Source organism: Streptomyces sp. NPDC034103, assembly GCF_055575395.1.
Genome location: NZ_JBVISS010000010.1, coordinates 25,411 through 43,482, shown reverse-complemented (window position 1 = coordinate 43,482; position 18,072 = coordinate 25,411). Strand labels below are relative to the sequence as shown.

The window sequence follows — 18,072 nt, the reverse complement described above, 5'->3', positions numbered from 1 at the left end:
CGAGGGTCACGCGGCGGCGGAGTTCACCGGAAGTCCTCCTCGCGCTACTCCGCGTCCGAGCCCGCCGCGGTGGCCTGGCGCAGCTCGATGCGGCGGGTCTGGAGGCGGGGTGACGTTGTCGAACACCGTGGTGTCCGCGATCTCCACCATCATCGGGACCGTGCCGTCGGCCCGGACCAACTGCTCGTTGGTGGGCTCGAGATGGACGGAGACCCGGTCGGCATCGAGGTAGGCGAACACCAGGACACCCGCGGTCTCGAGGCAGGGCAGGCCCCTCATCCTCCGGCCCGTCCATCGGGTGGAAGATCGCCGAGCTGATCGCCGCCGCGCAGGCCTCGGCATCCGAGGGTGGAGGCTGAGGAGCGCGCGCACGTGACGGGAGATGTTGGCCGGGTACAGCATGCAGCCCGCGTGTACTGCGTAATGTTGGGATCCGGACGGATCTTGGGGGGCTTGTGAGTCTGAAGAACGCTTATTTGGAGACTGCCGCGCAGGCCTTAGCGTTGTTGGACGCACCGGGAGTGGCGGCCTCGTGGGAGAAACCCAGCGCGTTGGCGCAGTGGACTGTCGGAGGTCTGGCCGGCCACCTCGCGTACCAGATCTTCAGCGTGGATCCGGCGCTGGAGGGGCCCGCCTCTGAGCAGGAACCCATCCCTGTGTTGGAACACTATGCGCGGGCCGTGTGGATCGACGCGCCGCTCGACGGCGAGATCAGCTCCGGGATTCGAGCGAAGGGTGAAGACATCTCATCCGAAGGCGTGCGGCTGCTGGTCGAGCGAGTCCATGCCGTGCTCGACCGACAGCGAACCAGCCTTGAGGAGGTGCACGGCGACTGGGTGGTGTTCATGCCGCAGACAGGATGGGCGCTGAGCCTGGACGATTTCCTCGTGACTCGGATGGTCGAGCTCGCTGTGCATATGGATGACCTGGCGGTCAGTGTGGGCGTCAGTGCTCCGGAGCTTCCAGGCTCTGCCCTCGATCCCGTGGTTGGGCTGTTGACCGGGCTTGCCGTCCGGCGTCATGGTCAAGCGGCGATGCTGCGCGCCTTGACTCGCGTGGAACGGGCACCGGCTGCGATCAACGTGTTCTGAATGTTGCGTCAGCTGGCCTCGGCTGTTGCGCGTGCGCTGAAGCGCACGCAGCGATATGCCCCCCCGGTGATCCCGGCGGATCGCCGCGTACAACTCGACCTTCGACTGGAACGCGTGCCCCTCGCCCGGCCGAACGAGAGGCACTGTTGCAGCACTGGACGGAGACCCCGTGACCCACGTCAAGCCATCGCCCAAGGCATTACCGTCACTACCCGTCCTCGCCTACGACGGGGACTGCGGGTTCTGCCAGACGTCCATCGACCGTATCCGGGCCCTTGCCACACCGATGCTGCATGCGGTGCCGTGGCAGTTCCTGCCCGCGGAGTCGACGGTGCCGCATCTGGACCGTCTGGAGCGTGAGGTCCTCCTCCTGCGTGACGGTGAGGTCCTCGCGGGCGGGGCCGATGCCCTGGCCTACTACGTGAGCACCTCGCCGGCGTGGGCGTACCGCACGCTCGGATCCGTGGTTCGCCTTCCCGGCATCCGCGCCTGCAGCAGCGCGGTCTACGGCTGGGTGTCCCGCAACCGCCGTCGCCTGCCCGGCGGTACGACCGCCTGCGTAGTGCCACCGCGCGGAGCATGAGCGCCGCCGTGCAGCGCATTCCGACGTGCGTGTTCAGCCACAAGGGCCCGCCGGCTTGCAACAACGGTCATGCCGTCGACCGCTTCGTTCAGATCGCCTCGCTCACCAAAGTTGTCACCGGCACAGCGCTGACCCGTATGGCCAAGTGCGGGATGCTGGCGCTCGACGACCCCGTCGAGCGGTGGCTTCCCGTTGCCCCAGGAACAGGGATCACTCTCTTGCACCTGGCCCGGCATACCTCCGGCCTCCCGCGCCTGCCACCCGGTCGTCACTCCCGCCGTGACCCCTACGCAGCGTTCAACCGCGCCGCGTTGGACCGGCTACTGCCCCGACTCGACACGCTCGCCACGCGCCCCGCCGGCGAGGTGGAGGAGTACTCCAACTTTGGTTACGCCGTGCTCGGCGCGGCCCTGAGCGCCGCCTCGGGGACCACGTACGAGGAGCTGGTGACCGAGTACGTCCTGCAACCGCTCGGCATCACCGAGGTGACCACCAGCCCCGATCCCGGCCGACGTCTGCCGACCCCCGGCCTTCTCGGCCGCGCCCGCAGGCCGTGGACGATGGACGGCGCAATCTTGCCGGCAGGAGGCCTATGGGCAACTCCCCGGGCGGCGGCCGACATGGTGGTACGACTCCTGGTGGAGCGCCGGCTGGGGGAGCCCGCGTCGAGCTGGCAGACGTCCGGCTCCTTGCGCTGGCACAACGGGGCGACACGCCACGCCTCCCTCTTCGCCGGAGCGATGGACGACGGTCGCTGGGTGCTGATCCACCGCCTGAACGCGGTACCACAGGACACGGACCGAGTGGGTATCGAGATACTCCGAGGAAGCTGAACTGCTCCGTAGCCCACTGCACATGTCGTACTCCGCAGGCGGATTGAGCGTGATGCAGTTCTAGGGTCCGTCTTCAATCAGATCTTGCCCAGAGCAGGATTGATGCGATAGTGACCGCCGCTTCGTAGGAGGTGGCGGTCTTTTCGTATCGGGTGGCGATGCCGCGGAAGGCCTTGAGTCGGTTGAAGCAGCGTTCGATGACGTTGCGTTGGCGGTAGATCTGCCGGTTGAACGTTGGCGGTCGCCCGCCGCGGCGGCCGCCCTACAGCGCGTCCTCGTCGGCGAGATCGCTCGTGCCGAGCTCGGTGTCGGTCATCGCCGGCCCGCCGAGGAAGCCGTTCATGAGGTCGTCGAGATCGAGCGTCGTGGCTCCGGCCGGAGCGGTGGGATTGGCGCCCTCGCGCATCCGCAGAGTCAGGCCGAGCTTCTTCACCTTGGCGTTCTCGGCCAGCTTGGCGAGGTCGAGATCCACCTGGGCCAGTTCGCCGTTCTCGAGTGTGAAGTCGGCTGTCACCTTGGCGTTGGGAGCGTCCTTCAGATCCTTGTCCGTCGGCAGTTCCATTCCCGTCGGCAGGTCCTTCACCAAGGGCCGGATGCGGCCGAGCAGTTCGCTGACCAGCGTGCGGAAGGGGGCCGTGGCGGTGACGTGCTCGGTATCGCCCCCGTCACCGGTCGTCTTGAACTCCACCTCACGGGCGATGACTTTGCGGAGGGCCTGGACGAGCTTCTTCTGCGTCTTGGCGTCGAAGGGGGCGGGACCGCTCTCGGCTTCCTGACCTTCGCCGGCGGCCTTGTTCATCTCCTTGGTGCTGAACTTGACCCACTTGCCCTCCAGGACGTCCTTCATCGCCCCGGCCTCCGGGGGCAGTTCGTCGGCGTCCGGCAGGGGGCTGCCCATCGTCTTGCCTAGGACGTCCGTGTCGGCACGGAGGTAGGTGTAGTCGCCGATCACCCGGTACTCGACAAGGTCGCCGTCCGTGGTGCCGACTTTCACGGCCGTGCCGACGAGGTCCTTCTCGCCGGACTTCTCCAACGGCTTCTTGGACTGCACAGTCACCGTGATCTTCGCGCCGCTGAGCAACTCGGCGACCTCGTCCGGTATTTCCTCACCGGGTTCGGGGTCGGACGCGGCGTCCAGTGCCTTCAAAGACGCCACGTCGGTGTCCAGGTCGAGCTCGAAGGAGAGCGTGTTCTTCTCGCCGAGCTTCTCGAAGGCCTGCTCGAGCTTCCTGCCGGCAGACAGCTGCTCCACTGTCCCACAGGCGGCGGAACCCGCGAGGACGGTACCGACGACGGCGGTGGCGGTCAGGGTTTTGCGTAGGGCGTTGATGATGTCTCTCCTCGTGGCTGCGATCACGATGTGACCGCTCAGAAGACTCACCACGCACCCATAAGGTTGCCCTGTTCTTCCCGCGACCCGTATCCGAGGCTTCAACGCCTGGCGGCCGTCGGATCGCCGCCCGCCAGACGCGTGGTTGCTGCGGCGAGGCTTAGGACACGCTCCTGTACACCTGCCACCCCATGGCAATCCTCGTGACAGGCGTCGCCAGCAGATGAGTGCGCATCCCAGGGTGAGGAAGGCTCATGGATGTCGCCCGCGGGTCTCCCAGCGGATCCGCAGGCCGCGCGGAACCAGTGCAGGTGGGCGAACGCGCGCTCGACAAGCCAGCGTTGGCTTCCGAGTCGGGAGCTATGTTCGGTGCCACGTCGTGCGATCAGTGGGCTCACGCCCAGCTCCCAGACCAAGCGGCGGTGCTTGCCATGGTCGTAGCCGCGGTCGCCCAGGACGACGTCGGGGCGGTGCCGAGGCCGGCCACGTTTGCCCCGTACCGGCGGGATCGCCTCCAGCAGGGGGAGGGTGACCTTTCAGCGATCCGTTGTGAGGAGTTACAAGATCTCGACAGTCCTGGGCGGAATTGGTCCCTCGCCCGCGTAGGTGTTGCCCAGTGGCCCCGACGGCGCGTTGTCCTCGGCGATCGTCAGGCTGGGCCAGGGCCGGGCGAGTGTGGCGTCGTCCATGGAGATGCCAAGGTGGTCCAGTACGAGGGCCACCACAGGTGCCATCCCGGCATCCTTTCCTTCGTACGCGGCGAGCGCTGCTTCCACTCGATCCCACCAGGGGCCGACCGGTTCGGACCGGGTGTGCTCCATGCCTGGCTCGAAGTATTCGACGCATGCGCCGCCACGCCAGTACTGGAAGACGTTGATTCCGTCGGTCGTTGCCACGCTGTATGCCTCAGTGCCGCGAGACAAGTTTGCGAGCGATGCCTCCCCGGAGCCGATGCCACCGTCCTCCTCGACGTAGAAGGCCCATGCATCGATCCTTCCGGATCGCAGCAGCGAGACCATCCCGTCACCGGAGCTGTCCGAGAGCAGGTCCGAGGCTGTGGTCCAGTCGAGCAGGCGCGCCTGTTTAGGGTCGGCCCCGTAGCGGGTGAGGACCTCCTCGGGGCTCAGGCCGCGGGCAAAGGTGACGCATGTCCCGGCCACCGCCCAGCGGAGCGCGTCCATGTCCGTGTCCGTCTTCATGCTTTGCCTCCGTTGTTCACTTCGGTATTGCTCGCTGAGTCATATGCGTGGCGCGATGGGGAGCCAGGCTCGTGCTGCGTGATGGTGAACTTTCCGTGGAGCTGCCTCTTGATCTTCTTGATGCGGTTGGCGGCGACCTCGACTCTGCCGTAGCTCCATTCCAGGGCGAGTCCGGCTGTCGCGGCGTCGAGGTCTCGGAGTAAGTCGAGGGAAAGGTTGTTGCGGCCGGGCAAATTGGCTGGCGTTGACGTTGTCGATCCAGGTCGGGAGCCTGGCGCTGAGGCGGCTGGTGAGGATCTCGCCGACGTCGCTGGGGTAGGGCTGGTCGCGGCTCGCGCGGTCGTCGACCTCCAGCACACGTGGCGTGCCGAACTGCGGATCGGGCAAGTCCATGACCGTGCGCGACAAGGTCGTCCTCCCTGCCCCGAAGTTCAGTTGAGCGGCCGGCCGGGCACCGCTTGCCCGGCCAACGCGAGCGCGACGCGCCCCAGGCCGTGGCCGCTCCGACCTGAGTGCTCGCGCACGGCTCGCTCTCCTACCGAAGCCCGGCTGACCACAGTGGAACCCGGCGTCCGCCCGAGGCGACACTTGGGCTGTCGGCCTGCCCGTCCTCAGCCACCGAAAGCGAAACGGTCCGCCGACTGTGTCGGCAGACCGTCAAGAGAGATCGAGGTCAGGTCGGCAGTTCGGGCTGCAAGGCCGCCGAGACCATGTCGAAAAGTCCCCAGTACCCTTCGATCCAGCTGCTGTCCGGCAAGCCGGTGCGGGTGGATACATGAGTGAAGGCCTCCACGCCGACCCAGCCCTGGAACTCTCCGGCGTCGTCGATGATCTGCAGCATGGGGCGGGGGTGGGAGTTGTGGGTGTAGCAGGTCTTCCCTTGGGCTAGGGACTGGCACCAGTACTCCTCGGTGTTACGGCGGCCGCCCCCGATCTCACCGATGTAGCGGACCCGGTCTTTGTCAGTGCCGGTGCAGGAGGTGTTCGGTTGGAGCCAGCCCATGCACTGGCCACTGGCACATGGCTTCCACGGGTTCGAAGACGGACCGAAGTTCCAGGCTCCGCCTGCCCCCTCCCGGCCTACGATGCCTGTTCGGGTGGCGGGATCGGACGACGATGCCTTGGCCACGACAAACGCGCCCCGATACGGTTCAGCGTTGTAGCGCGGGTCTTTGACGAGTTGGCTCATGGTCGCCCGGCTCGTGCGATCCAGCGAGGCGTTGCTGCCGTAGCCGACGCCGAAATTGGCAGAGGTGGAGAAGGTTCCCTCAGCGGGGATCTCAACGTCGTTGCCGTAGGCCCCGTAGAAGGTGGGGCTCGTGATGCGGGCCGCTCGCCCGCTGGCCAGCCCTGTGGTGATGTTCCAGCGTTCGGTGATCGGCTGTGCCAACGCGGTGCCGGCAGCGTTTTTGGTCCAGGTCACGGCGAGTTGCCCGGCCGGGGTGTAGTCGAAGGTGCCCTGGTAGCCGCCCGTCGGGTCGCCGGTGAATCCGTCGACTGTGCGGACCGTACAAGTGGGGACGTCTCCGCCGCAGTCCGCATTCATCGCGTTTACCCGCTGCGGCTGTTCCTGCTGATCCCAGGCCCAGTAGTTGGTCGTCACCGTGCCGTTGGTCTGGAAGGCGTAGTACCCGATCCGGACCCAGTTGCGGTAGTTGTTCTTCGTTGCGAGATCCAGGTAGCCGAGGGAGACAACCCAGTTCGACTTACCTCCGGGCAGCGGCGTGGCCGCCTGGGCAGGGGGCGCCGTAACAACAAGGGCCGCCAGAAGAGCCATGATTGCTGGCAGGATGCTTGTCACCCATGTGTCGAGCGCTCTCACTCTGATTCTCATCAGGCTTCCTCCTGTAGGCATTTCGCGGGACGCAGCCGCCCTGACGCCTCCCCTTACCGGGAGGACCCGTTCGAGCCCTTCGGGGTTGTAACGAATGCGTCCAAGCGACGGCAGACACGAAGAGCGCGTGCACGGCTCGCCCGTCAGACCTGGCGATGACGCCCGCATTGTCGCCGACTCCGTGCCCCACCCAGAGCTGTTTGGGGAGCCGTACCAACGGCACGCAGCCGTCATCCACCGGTACGCGGCCGCCCGATGTGGCGGGGATGCAGTCGAGGACATCACCGCGGAATCGTTTCTGAGCGCATTGAGCAGAGGTATAAGTCGGGTAGCCGGGTCACGGCAACGTGACCCGGCTACCCGACTTAGAAGCCTTCCGCTCTTCGCACGTGATCGTTCACGCGGTCGTGAGATGAGGCCGAGCGCATCGCCCTGAACGGCTGTGCCGTCAAGCTCGGGCCGACCTCACCGACGTACACCTGCCGGATCGGCCACCTCTCTGTCTGCCCGGGACGCGGCGCCTGAGCCGGGCCCGAACCCTCTGACGATCAGCCACCCGGCCAGCCCCAGCTCCCAGGCGAACACCGGGAGCGCGGCGGCCGACCCCGCCACGGAGAGCTGCGCGTAGGCCCCGAACATCACGGCGACGGCCGAGGCGCAGATCAGCGGCCCGCCGACCAGCCCAAGCACGGCGAGGAAGCGCGGCACGAGCCGTGCGCGGTACGCCAGGTGGGCCAGCAGGACGGTGTTCAGGCCGAGGGCGATGTTGGGCCCGAGCAGGAATGTCCAGTCGTGGACGGCCACCAGCGCGACGTCGGCGCCTGCCGCCGCCCCCGCGTCCCGCCGCAGGGTGACGAGCGCCAGGACGGAGACGATCCCGAGGGCGATGACAGCCGCCTCCAGCAGCCGCCCGAAGGCGTACCCGAGCGCGAGCCCCTCGCCGTGGCGCCGCAGAACGGGGAACAGCGCCGCCCCGGTACCAGCCACCGCCACCACCAGCACCACCTCGCAGAGCACCCCGAGCAGCGCCCGCGTGTCGGCGCCCTGCGCGAGCCGGCCGTCCGCCGCTCCCAGCAGGGGGCGGTACAGAACGGCCCCGGCTATCGCGGCGGCCTCGGTCAGCAGGAACAGCGACCCGGCGGCCACCGCGGTTCTCCGGTCCGGACTCATCTTCTCGGTACTCCCCACTCGAGTGGTGTACGTCGTACACCTCGCGGTCAACATAGGTGTACGACGTACACTCGTCAAGGAGAGGGCACTGTCGAGGAGGGAAAGGGCCGAACGCAATGACCCGGCAGGAAGCCACGCATCGGATCCCCCTGAACAGGGACCGCGTCCTGCGCGCCGCCGTCGCGCTCGCCGACGCCATCGGCATCGACGCGCTCAGCATGCGCAGGCTCGCGCAGGAGCTGGACGTCGTACCGATGGCCCTCTACAAGCACGTGGCCAACAAGGAGGAACTGCTCGACGGCATGGTCGACACCGTGGTCGGCGAGATCGACCCGCCGACTGCGGGCCCCGACTGGCAGAGCGTGGTCCGCGGGCGGATCCTCTCGGCCCGGCGGGTCCTGCTGCGCCACCCCTGGGCGGCCCGGGTCATCGAGTCGCGGACCGGCCCCACCCCGGCCGTGCTGTCGTACCTGGACTCGATGGCCGGGAGCTTCCGGGCCGGCGGCCTATCCGCCGACCTGACGCACCACGTCATGCACGCGATGGGCAGCCGCCTGCTCGGCTTCAGCCAGGAACTGTTCGACACCTCGGGCCCCTCCGGCCCCCCGGACCCCGGGCTGGCGGCGCGCTACCCGCACATCGCGGAACTTGCCGCGACGGCCGCACACGACGGGAGTGCCACAGTCGGTGGCGGCTGCGACGACCAGTTCGAGTTCGAATTCGCCCTGGACCTCCTCCTGGACGGCTTCGAAGGCCTCCGCCTCCAAGGCTGGACGTCCGCGCGGAAGGCGTAGCGGCCGCGGAGGGCTGATCTCGCGTCGAGGGGGAGGGAACCAGCCGAGCCGAGGTTCAGCAGAGGTTGGGTAAGGGGTAAGGAGAGCCTGGTCGGGAGAGCGAGCCCGGTGACGCGCTCCCCTTCGGCCCCGTTCGTCTACCAGCGCATTCCCAGCGTGCTGAGATCCTTACGGTGTTCCGGCGGCGCCGCATCCAGGTGTGCGCCGTCCACGGCGTGCTGCCTGAGCAGGCCCTCGACGTCCATGCGGTCCACGCTCTCCACCCACTGGTGACTTCTGACCAGGCCCGGGGCCGGGTTCCAGTAGACGCACCTCGCCCCCATATGTACGACACGCACAGTTACCTTTGAGCGAGCCGTCCTGTTGGTGGGTTGCTCGGAAGCACTGCTCCCTGAGCATCCAGCCGACATTCATGGAGGACGAACCCAATGGCAACCAGCACTCCCATTCGGCAGGCCATGGCCCGCATCACCACCACCGTTGTGCTGACAACCGGTGTGCTTGCACTGGGCGTCGCCGGCGCCCATGCCGCCGAAGCCCCGTCGGCACCCCTCGCCCCTGCGGGCACCGCCGACTTGGACGGCCTCCTGGGCACGGTGACTGGCCTCCTCGGCGGCGTGACCAACGGCAGCGCCATCTCCGGGCCGGGTGGGCTCCTGCCCAGCGGCATCCTGGGGGCGACGCCCTGACGCACGCGGCGGTCTTGGGGGCCCGCCGATGCTGGTCTCCCAAGACCACTTTGTGAGGCCCAGATCTGGAGAGCGGACCCGGAGGTGGATCGCCGACGAGGAGAGGCGCGAAGCGGAACGGCAACGGGCCTCGATCGCCGCGAGCGTCCCGTGATGCTGGATCAAGCCTTGGGCCAGGTGATCCAGGATGCACAGGCGGCGCAGGCCGCGAGAGGCGACGGCCAGCTCCGGGTCGAGCTCGTGCAGCAACGAGCGCAGCTTGTTGCCGATTGTGGTGCGCTGGGCCACCAGCGTGCGCCGATGGTCGACCAGCAGCTTGATATCCCGACTCGGGCCGTCCAGGCATGCCTTGGGCAGGTCGGGCTCGCGCAGAGCGACCCGGGCTACCGCCTCTGCATCGATCGGGTCGGATTTCCCGCGCTCCCGGGCTGAGCGTCGTGCGCCGGCCCATCAGCCTGGTGTGAACCCGCACCACCGCGTGCCCACTGTTGAGCAGGTCGGCCTCGAACCTGCGGGTCAAGTGGCGGCAGTCCTCGACTGCTACCAGCACCGAACCGAAGCCGTGCAGCCAGGCCAGCGCCTTGAGATGGCCAGCGGGCCTGGCAGCCACGGTCAGTTCCGCCAGCCGCTTTCCCACCGGATCGACCGCCACCAGCGTGTGCGTGTTCTTGTGTCCGTCCATCCCGACGACGATCAACGTTCTCCTGCGACGATGCCGGATGCTCATATGATCGTCCGGCGCCGGGGGCACGCCTCAATCGGGCCAGCGGCACGCTCCTATCAAGCCACACCGCACCGGACGGCCTGCGACCGGCGGGCGGCACATCGCCGACAAGCCACCGCCGTACCGGGCAGCGAAGAAACGAGCCAGCCCGCCGGTCGACAGGATCCTGCCACCAGAGGGCGGCACATCAAGGACCAACCACCAAAGGCGGCTTCGGCCCGTGTCCACCCGCCGATCGCCAACAGCCTGACATTGACGCGAAGAAAGCCGTGGCCCGCTTGAGGATGTCGACGTCCTCACCCAGACGGCGGTTTTCCCGCCGCAGTGCGGCCAGTTCCTCGCGTTGGCTGCTGGTCAGGCCGTCCCGCTCACCCGCATCGACCTCGGCGTGCTTCACCCAGTCACGCACCGCAGTCTCGGTCAGATCGAAGTCCTTGGCGATCTGACCGACCGAGCGGTCACCGCGTCGGCACAGCTCGACGATCTCCGCCCTGGACTCCGGCGTGACGAGCGACGAGGGCGAGGCCTTTTCTTCCCCATGCTCTCCATGATGGACATCCTCCCGGGGCTGAACCCCTGATCTCGGATGTCCGCCAAAGCGGATCAAGCCCACGGACCCACCCTCGACAGGCTGCGCCAGGACCGCATCCTCGACGAAGCCACCGCCACCGGCGACCCGCTCGAACTCATGAGGCCCTTCGGCATCACCAAACAGACCACCATGCGCTACGTCGGCGCCGCCTACCCGGAGCGAACCGCGAAACTGCCCAGGTAGCCGGGCCCAAGGCGATACATGGTGCCTGCGAAGCTGTCAGTTTGCCAGCCGAGCTTTCCAGATCTCGTCGCTGGGCCATTGCTGGGCCCAGTCGGCGGACACTTCTGCGTAGTCGCGCGCATGCTGGGGCGCCTGAATCTCAATCAGGTCTTCAACGACGAAGCCGCTGGCCCGCAGCAGACGGAGCATCTCACCGTGCGGCAGGATGAACTGCACGTGATTCCCCCAGTGCAGCCGAGTCAGGCCGAATTGCCTGCGGGACAGGGTGGTGGATACCGGACCCTCGGACGGTGCACACAGCGCGAACAGTGGTGAGTAGCGCGAGAACACCAGGTGGCCTCCGGGAACGAGAAGCCGGGCTGCCTCCGGGATCCACTGGTAGGGGTCGCACCACAGCGAGGCGCCGTACTCGCTGATCGCGAGGTCGAACGTGTTGTCCTCATAGGGCACCTTCTCGGCATTGCCCAGGACAAGGGGGAAGTCGATGCCGAACTCCGCCTGCATAGCGCGAGCAGTGGCGAGCTGCTTCTCCGAGACGTCGATCCCGACCGGGTGGGCTCCTGCTCTGGCCAGCCAAGCGGAAACGTAGGCCGTACCGCAGCCCAACTCAATGGTGCGCATCCCGTCGATCCCGTCGGGGAGCAGGGAGACCTGCGACTCAGGGGTGGCCCACAATCCCCAGGACGGTTCCACCTGCGCCCAGTGATCACGGCCGAGCGGCCCGTGCCACGCAGCCGCCTCGTCATCCCAAAAGCGTCGGTTCTGCTCCACATGGTCCACCGGACCGTCATGAGTCATGGAGGCATTCGATCGAAAATGCTGCTGCTCCGACAACGGAATTTCCATGGAAGACACCCTTGAGACCCGCAGCTGGCACGACGGCCAGGTCGGCACCACCACCTGCGGCGTGGATCGCTCTGGCCGACGAGCAACTCCACCGCCGGACGTGATGCCCAAACCCGTCGACAAACGTTGCCCACTCACTGGCTCTGGCTCAACTTCTGTGGAGCGGACACGCTGAGTAGTAGACGTCCCGACCTCTCAACCTCCGTTCGTTTCCCCGCCTCTACCAATCGGCCGCCTGAAGTACTCGTAGGGCGATGTCCTGTACCGACCGGCTGTCCGTCGGGATACGGATGGTGCCCACTGGAGCCTCTTCGTCCAGGTACCGTGCCATCCGCAGGCTTCGGTCGATGTGAGCTTGTAACTGGGATCCGATTTCCCGTTGGGCCAGCCGCTGTCGCACGGTGGCTTCCTCTGCCGTGAGCAGGATGCGGGTGGCTGTGATTTCGCCGCCGCCCATGGCCCGGCTGACCATCGGCTGTTCAAGGACGCTCACCGTGTTGGTATAGATCAGCCGGTGCTGGCCAAGAACCGCGTAGTTCGACCAGACCGTGGCGATGTTCCGTTCGGTGATTGTTGTGCGGTGAGGATCGTCGCTGGGGGCGGGATGGATCTGGTCCATGCAGTCCCCCTCGATCAGGCAATGCGCTGTGTCCTTCTCCTGCAATGCTGCTGACACCTCCCATGCGACGATCGTCTTCCCGACGCCCGCGCCACCACCAATGAGCAACAGTTCGTAAGCAGTCATGGCTCGTCAGCCTGGCAGAGCCCGGACTGCCGCGGCATGTGCTTTTGGCTGGAGCCAGCGCATCGGGCAGGTTCCACCTTCGCTGTTCATTGCGGCCAGGCTGAAGGTCGGAGCAGGACACTCAACGTGCCAGAAGAACGCGTTTCCGCGGGAGAGCGAACCCAGCGCGGCCGAACATTTGACGCTTGAGCCTCTTGATGCGGTTGACGTGGCCTTCAACGACGCCGGAGTTCCAGGGGGTGGACAGGCCGGCGGCGAGTGCTGCCAGGTCGCGTTCGAGGCCACTGGCGAAGGCGTGGAGGCCGGGAAGGTCGTCGGCACGGACGGCAGCGATCCACCTCGCGATCTGCTCGCCTTCGCGTTGGTGAGCATCATGAGTGCTTTCGGGCACCGGCACCACGTTCTTACCCCCGGCGCCCGGGCCGGGGATGCGGGTCGCCCTCCCGCGTCCCGGCCTCGGGCCCAGCTCACCCGCCTCCCCTCCTCAAGCCCCGCTCCAAGGATCCGCCCCGCGTGCCAGCTTCGTCGCGCGGTGGCGTACGTCCGGAGGAAGGTGGTCGAGGAGGGTGCGGGCCGCTCGGCGGAGGGTGGGGGAGGAGGTGGTGTGCAGGAGGAGGCGGTGCGGGAAGTCGGTCTGGGTCGGGTGGCCTGCGTACAGGCAGAGTTGGCCGGTCGGGCCGGTCCAGCCCGGGGTCACCAGGCGGGGTGGTGTGCCGATACGCGCCGCGGTAAGGCGGAGGCCGGGGGCGTTCGGGGCGTCGTCGGGTGGGGTCAGCCGGGCTCGGCGACCCACCCCCAGGAGTTGGGCGTTTGCCCAGACCAGGTGGGGGCCGGGTGGCATCGGGTTGCCGCCGCTCAGAGTGACCGGGTCGATCACCGTGTCTCCGGTGAGGATGACGCGGTGGCGGCCGGGGCCCTGAGGCTGGGTGCGCGGGGACAGATCGGCGGGCGGGAACCACCACAGGTCGCGGGGCGTGTCGTGCACGAGGATCTCGGCGTGGGCGTGGCTGAGGGGGTGGGGGGCCTCCCAGTCCTCGGCGCCCTTGATGCCGGCCAGCAGGTCGGGGTCGAGGAGCAGGCGGCCGTAGCGTTCGACGAGGGTGAGGGGCCGGCCGTCGGGGTGGCACATGCCGAACGTGGTGGTGATGTGGAGTTTGCCGGCGTCCCAGTGGATGTCGTCGACCGTGAGCTCGGGCTTGAGGTCTTTGGTGCGGCGGGCGAGTTCGACGAGGGAGTCGAGGTGGCCCTCCTCCAGCAGGTGCGCTCGGAGCCTGGTGAGGGCGGGGAGGCCGTCGCGTACGCCGGGCGGGTAGGCGTCGAGGGCCATGCGGCGTACGACGGTGAAGTAGCGCTCGAGGGCCTTGCCGGTGCGGTGGAGGACGCGGGGTTCGCCGACCGGGCGCAGGAGTTCGACGCGGTAGGAGCGGCGGAGCAGGTGGTCCTGCAGGGGGCCCGGCCGGGTGTCCTGCTTGATGGCGTCGACGACCGCGCGGAGGTGGCCGTAGTAGTTCTCGGGGGTGGCGGCGCGGCTGCTGGTGTTGCCGCCGTCGTCGCGGCGTTTCCATACGTAGCAGGGGTGGTCGCCGAGGATGGAGACCGTTTTGGCGCGCAGGTAGGCGCGGACCATGAAGAGCTGGTCCTCCAGGCGCACCGGTCCCTCGGGGAAGGTGATCCCCTCGTTGAGGAGGAAGTCGCGGCGGAACATCTTGTGCGGGGTGAGGCTCTCGAAGAGGGGCGCGTCCTCGACCGTGCAGCGCTCCACGTTGCATTTGAAGACGCTGCTGGGGCCCTGCATGGTGCCGATGACCTTGCCCAGCACGATGTCGGAGCCGTTGCGGACGGCCATGCGGTGGAGGTGTTCGAGGGCCTCGGGGGTCAACTCGTCGTCCTGGTCGACGAACTGGACGTACTCGCCGCGGGCCAGCCGGACGCCGACGTTGCGGGGTTTGCCGGGCCAGCCGGAGTTCTCCTGGTGGACCACGCGTACGTGCGGGTGCTCTGCCGCCAGCCGGCCGAGGCGCTGCGCGGAGTCGTCGGTCGAGCCGTCGTCGACGTAGATGATCTCGTACGCGTCCTCACCGAGGGTCTGATGGAGGAGCGACGGCGCGCAGAGATCGATGTACCGGCCCGCGTTGTACACCGGCACCACGATGCTGACCTTGAGCGTGGGCGCTTCCTCCGCCGGGGGACAGGTCTGCTGTTGTTCCATGGCCGTTCATGCTCTGGCACGGGGTGGCCGTGGCGGCGTCGTTGAGGCGAGTGTCTTGGGGAATGACCCGATCGCTTCGTACAGGGCCCGCGGTTGGTCCAGGTGTACGTCATGCCCGGCGCCCGGGGCGACGGTCACGCGGGTGTCCGGGCCCCCGACGGCCTGCCCGACGAGAGGACCTTCGCCACCAAACCGGAGCTGGCCAGGCCATCGCTGGCGTGGAAGTACCGCACCTGCCGGCCCTCCCTCACCAGGCCGCAGTTCACCTCGCGGCCATCCTCGTCCGGGCCTGCACGGGCTCCGGCTCCGCAGCCGAACTGATCACGGCGAGCCCCACCCGAGGCGCCCCGCCGGTACGAAGATCAACCCATGGACGTCCTCGTGCAGTTCCTTCGGGACCGCGAACTGCGGGTGCGGACGCCGACGATCCCCCCGCCGTGCCGGTCGGTGGCGTGGTGCCGGTCGGCGAGGTAGGCAGCCACCGCCCGGTCCGGGGCGTCGCCGTCACCGCCCCGGCGCACGCCCGATCTCCGACGACGACGGTGTGCGCCGCACCCGAGCAGGTGACGGCCCACAGCGAGGGCCCGTGAACGGCCCACCCGAGGCCCTCGCACCCCGCTCGGTGAGCTCTCGACGCTCCCCGCACCGCAGACGACCCCCGCGGGCACACGTCGACCGGACCGGCGTCCGTGAGTGCCACCGGCCCCGCCGCGAGCGCGGGTCGGGCACCGAGCCGAGCCAGAGGCTCAGGTGAGCGACCTGGTCGGGGTCCGTAATGATCACCAAGCCCGCGCCCGCACCGCTACCTGCCCCTCACGCCAAAGACCCGTACAGCCACGGAACTTGAAGCCGCCTGGTTTCTGCCTGCGAACGTTTCCGCCCGCGAATTGTGCGAGAGGTATTGACGCTGATCACCGGAACCCTATTATCCAGTTGCTCGATACTTCGACCCGTGTTCGTTATATCGAACACTTCAGGGCCGCACCACACCGCCTCCGGACAGCCCCTGACGGGCCGAACCGGAGTCGCTTGCTCAAGGATGACGAGGTCCTTATGCACAGACGTAGTTTCAGCCTCAGACGCCCGTCCGCGGTGCTCGCCGCCGCGGTCGCGGCCCTGGCCGCGCTGGCGGCGCTCCTCGTCGCCAGCCCGGCCCAGGCGGCCACCACCAGCGACCTGCGCAGTGTTGATTCCGGCAAGTGTCTCGACGTGTCGGGCTTCAGCCAGACCGACGGCGCGAACGTGCAGATCTGGGACTGCCACGGTGGAATCAATCAGAAGTGGACGCTGACGGACAGCGCCCAGCTGACCGTGTACGGCAACAAGTGCCTGGATGCCCGGAACGGCGGCACCACGGCCGGGACCCCGGTGCAGATCTGGACGTGCACCGGCACCGAGAACCAGCAGTGGCGGGTCAACCCCGACGGCACGATCATCGGCGTGCGGTCCGGGCTGTGCCTGGAAGCCGCGGGCTGGGGCAAGGCCAATGGCACAGGGGTACAGCTCTGGTCGTGCCACGGCGGCGCCAACCAGAAGTGGACCGGCCTGTCCGGAGTGACCAACGCGTGTGCTCTTCCCTCGACCTACCGCTGGACCTCGACGGGTCCGCTGGCGGAGCCGACGAACGGGCAGGTCGCGCTGAAGGACTTCGCCACCACCACGTACAACGGCAAGCACCTGGTCTACGCGACCACCTCCGACGGAACGAATTGGCACTCGACGGGGTTCAGTCCCTTCACGAACTGGTCGGACATGGGGGCGGCGACCCAGAACAAGACGAACCGGGACGCGGTGGCGCCCGAAGTGTTCTACCTCTCGACCAAGAACATCTGGGTGATGGTGTACCAGTGGCCGTCGTTCGTCTACAGCACGTCCAGCGACCCCACCAACCCCAACGGCTGGTCCGACCCGCAGCCGCTGTTCACCGGCACCCTTCCCCCGAACCCCGATCCGACAAAGCACGACGCCCCGCTCGACGCGACCATGATCGCCGACAACCAGAACATGTACCTGTTCTTCGCCGGTGACAACGGCAAGATCTACCGGGCGAGCATGCCGCTCGCGAACTTCCCCAGCAGCTTCGGCTCCTCGTACACGACGGTCATGAGCGACACCGAGGACCTCCTGTTCGAGGCGCCGGAGGTCTACAAGGTCCAGGGCCGGGACCAGTACCTCATGATCGTTGAGGCGAAGGGTACGAACCGCTACTTCCGCTCGTTCACCGCCCCCAGCCTGGACGGTCCGTGGACCGTCCAGGCCGGCAGCGAGAGCAGCCCCTTCGCGGGCCAGGCCAACAGCGGTTCCACCTGGGCCCGGGGCATCAGCCACGGTGACCTGATCCGCAACAACCCCGACCAGACCATGGCCATCGATCCCTGCAACCTGCAGTTCCTCTACCAGGGCCTCACGGACTTCCCCAAGGACACCCCCTACCCGGCCCTGCCGTACCGGCCGGGCCTGCTCACCCTGCAGCGCTGACCTGCCTGATCCACGGTGATCGCGATGGGATGCGGTCCGCCGACGCGTGGACGAGCTGTCTACGGCGTGGGTGACTCCACCCGCTGACCGATACTCACCGCCTTGAGGAACCCCAGCCGCGCGTCGGCCGGGGTTCCTCTCGTTCGTGGACTCTCATCGTGGGTACGGACCGAAGCCCTATGACGCCACCGGGGACAGCCGCTTCTCCGCGACCTGCCGCACGGAAGCGACCTGCTTGGCCAGCACACTCGTGCCCGGCAGCAGCACCCGGTGGCGCCGCAGCCAGCCCACCGCCTGGTTGAACAGAGCCACCGGACCCTCGGCACCCGTCCACGCCCGTCCGTGCAGGAACGCGCGGAACTTTCGGCCCCACTCCGCGTCCTCGAAGGGGTGGTAGCCGTAGGCGTCCCGGATCTCCCACGCGTGCTCATACGCCGTTTTCGCCCGCTCCGTGTACCGCTTCACCACCGACGCGTCCTCGATCTGCAACTGCGCGGCCAAGTGCTCGATGACCGACCACGGCACGTCCAGCGGATCGTCCACCAGAAACCGCCCGACATACCGGACGGTGCACATCTGCACCGCGAAGCCCAGCTGATGCGCCGTCGTACGGCGCAGCGCGATCAGGTTCCGGTCCACGTCGTCCAGGAAGAAGAACCGCTCCAGCTCCGGCCGCGTCGGCTCCTCCACGAACCGTCCGTACGCCGCCGCTTGCTCATCAGTCAGAAATTCCACCGGCACCCGGCGTCCGGTAGCCACCCATCATCCGGGC

17 protein-coding genes and 5 pseudogenes are annotated in these 18,072 nt (G+C 67.7%); 7 read left to right on the top strand and 15 right to left on the bottom strand.

The genetic code is table 11. The annotated features are described in order from the left end of the window. Nucleotides 1-6: 6 nt before the first annotated feature. On the bottom strand, nucleotides 7-279 hold the full coding sequence (locus ACZ56U_RS23050) for a hypothetical protein (protein ID WP_469085876.1): 273 nt from the start codon (nucleotides 277-279) through the stop codon (nucleotides 7-9). A 176-nt stretch (nucleotides 280-455) separates the two neighbouring features. On the opposite strand from ACZ56U_RS23050, the gene ACZ56U_RS23045 reads away from it, so the two are divergent. The 3 genes from ACZ56U_RS23045 (at nucleotide 456) to ACZ56U_RS23035 (ending at nucleotide 2,507) form a co-directional block, all read left to right on the top strand. Then, a complete protein-coding gene (locus ACZ56U_RS23045; RefSeq protein ID WP_469085875.1) occupies nucleotides 456-1,091 on the top strand; it encodes a maleylpyruvate isomerase N-terminal domain-containing protein in 636 nt (211 codons plus the stop codon). Between the two features lie 169 nt (nucleotides 1,092-1,260). Then, nucleotides 1,261-1,674, top strand: a complete 414-nt coding sequence (locus tag ACZ56U_RS23040; RefSeq protein ID WP_469085874.1) for a thiol-disulfide oxidoreductase DCC family protein — start codon at nucleotides 1,261-1,263, stop codon at nucleotides 1,672-1,674. Beyond that, complete coding sequence (locus ACZ56U_RS23035) at nucleotides 1,671-2,507, top strand: serine hydrolase domain-containing protein (protein WP_469085873.1); 837 nt, start codon at nucleotides 1,671-1,673, stop codon at nucleotides 2,505-2,507. The genes ACZ56U_RS23040 and ACZ56U_RS23035 overlap by 4 nt, the downstream gene beginning before the upstream one ends. Nucleotides 2,508-2,580: 73 nt before the next feature. Here the strand turns inward: ACZ56U_RS23035 and ACZ56U_RS23030 are convergent. From ACZ56U_RS23030 to ACZ56U_RS23005, 6 genes and pseudogenes are all read right to left on the bottom strand, one after another. Further along, nucleotides 2,581-2,742: pseudogene (locus ACZ56U_RS23030) on the bottom strand (transposase); the annotation flags it as partial. Between the two features lie 27 nt (nucleotides 2,743-2,769). Continuing rightward, nucleotides 2,770-3,759, bottom strand: coding sequence for a hypothetical protein (locus ACZ56U_RS23025; RefSeq protein ID WP_469086124.1), 990 nt, complete (start codon nucleotides 3,757-3,759; stop codon nucleotides 2,770-2,772). 279 nt (nucleotides 3,760-4,038) lie between these two features. Next, a pseudogene (locus ACZ56U_RS23020) lies at nucleotides 4,039-4,364 on the bottom strand (transposase); the annotation flags it as partial. Nucleotides 4,365-4,394: 30 nt separating this feature from the next. After that, entirely contained in the window at nucleotides 4,395-5,036 is a 642-nt protein-coding gene (locus ACZ56U_RS23015; protein ID WP_469085872.1) for a DUF6461 domain-containing protein, read from the bottom strand. Nucleotides 5,037-5,709: 673 nt separating this feature from the next. Beyond that, the gene (locus ACZ56U_RS23010; RefSeq protein WP_469085871.1) at nucleotides 5,710-6,813 is read right to left on the bottom strand and encodes a hypothetical protein; all 1,104 of its coding nucleotides are present in this window, start codon (nucleotides 6,811-6,813) and stop codon (nucleotides 5,710-5,712) included. Nucleotides 6,814-7,335: 522 nt separating this feature from the next. Then, nucleotides 7,336-8,040, bottom strand: coding sequence for a DUF4386 domain-containing protein (locus ACZ56U_RS23005; RefSeq protein ID WP_469085870.1), 705 nt, complete (start codon nucleotides 8,038-8,040; stop codon nucleotides 7,336-7,338). Between the two features lie 116 nt (nucleotides 8,041-8,156). Between ACZ56U_RS23005 and ACZ56U_RS23000 the strand changes: the two genes are divergently transcribed. Beyond that, nucleotides 8,157-8,834 (top strand): TetR/AcrR family transcriptional regulator C-terminal domain-containing protein, encoded by a 678-nt coding sequence (locus ACZ56U_RS23000; protein WP_469085869.1) that lies wholly within the window; start codon nucleotides 8,157-8,159, stop codon nucleotides 8,832-8,834. A gap of 137 nt (nucleotides 8,835-8,971) precedes the next feature. Here the strand turns inward: ACZ56U_RS23000 and ACZ56U_RS22995 are convergent, their stop codons facing one another. Continuing rightward, a complete protein-coding gene (locus ACZ56U_RS22995; protein ID WP_469085868.1) occupies nucleotides 8,972-9,172 on the bottom strand; it encodes a hypothetical protein in 201 nt (66 codons plus the stop codon). Between the two features lie 90 nt (nucleotides 9,173-9,262). On the opposite strand from ACZ56U_RS22995, the gene ACZ56U_RS22990 reads away from it, so the two are divergent. Continuing rightward, complete coding sequence (locus tag ACZ56U_RS22990; protein WP_469085867.1) at nucleotides 9,263-9,523, top strand: hypothetical protein; 261 nt, start codon at nucleotides 9,263-9,265, stop codon at nucleotides 9,521-9,523. A 294-nt stretch (nucleotides 9,524-9,817) separates the two neighbouring features. Here the strand turns inward: ACZ56U_RS22990 and ACZ56U_RS22985 are convergent. After that, nucleotides 9,818-9,925, bottom strand: a pseudogene (locus ACZ56U_RS22985) (IS110 family transposase); the annotation flags it as partial. Between the two features lie 509 nt (nucleotides 9,926-10,434). Then, nucleotides 10,435-10,860, bottom strand: a complete 426-nt coding sequence (locus tag ACZ56U_RS22980; RefSeq protein ID WP_469085866.1) for a transposase — start codon at nucleotides 10,858-10,860, stop codon at nucleotides 10,435-10,437. Between ACZ56U_RS22980 and ACZ56U_RS22975 the strand changes: the two genes are divergently transcribed. Beyond that, a complete protein-coding gene (locus ACZ56U_RS22975; RefSeq protein ID WP_469085865.1) occupies nucleotides 10,834-11,022 on the top strand; it encodes a hypothetical protein in 189 nt (62 codons plus the stop codon). The two genes, ACZ56U_RS22980 and ACZ56U_RS22975, sit on opposite strands and share 27 nt — an antisense overlap. A 36-nt stretch (nucleotides 11,023-11,058) precedes the next feature. Here the strand turns inward: ACZ56U_RS22975 and ACZ56U_RS22970 are convergent, their stop codons facing one another. The 4 genes and pseudogenes from ACZ56U_RS22970 to ACZ56U_RS22955 form a co-directional block, all read right to left on the bottom strand. Then, a complete protein-coding gene (locus tag ACZ56U_RS22970; RefSeq protein ID WP_469085864.1) occupies nucleotides 11,059-11,868 on the bottom strand; it encodes a class I SAM-dependent methyltransferase in 810 nt (269 codons plus the stop codon). 220 nt (nucleotides 11,869-12,088) lie between these two features. After that, nucleotides 12,089-12,613: a hypothetical protein gene (locus ACZ56U_RS22965; protein WP_469085863.1), complete on the bottom strand. Its 525-nt coding sequence runs from the start codon at nucleotides 12,611-12,613 to the stop codon at nucleotides 12,089-12,091. Between the two features lie 121 nt (nucleotides 12,614-12,734). After that, nucleotides 12,735-12,974 (bottom strand): annotated as a pseudogene (locus ACZ56U_RS22960) (ISL3 family transposase); the annotation flags it as partial. 123 nt (nucleotides 12,975-13,097) lie between these two features. Next, nucleotides 13,098-14,822 carry a glycosyltransferase family 2 protein gene (locus tag ACZ56U_RS22955; protein ID WP_469085862.1) on the bottom strand — a complete coding sequence of 575 codons (1,725 nt, stop codon included), beginning with the start codon at nucleotides 14,820-14,822 and terminating at the stop codon, nucleotides 13,098-13,100. Nucleotides 14,823-15,875: 1,053 nt separating this feature from the next. On the opposite strand from ACZ56U_RS22955, the gene ACZ56U_RS22950 reads away from it, so the two are divergent. Then, a complete protein-coding gene (locus tag ACZ56U_RS22950) occupies nucleotides 15,876-17,300 on the top strand; it encodes a non-reducing end alpha-L-arabinofuranosidase family hydrolase (protein ID WP_469085861.1) in 1,425 nt (474 codons plus the stop codon). Between the two features lie 195 nt (nucleotides 17,301-17,495). Here the strand turns inward: ACZ56U_RS22950 and ACZ56U_RS22945 are convergent. Continuing rightward, nucleotides 17,496-18,041: pseudogene (locus ACZ56U_RS22945) on the bottom strand (DUF4158 domain-containing protein); the annotation flags it as partial. Nucleotides 18,042-18,072 lie beyond the last annotated feature (31 nt).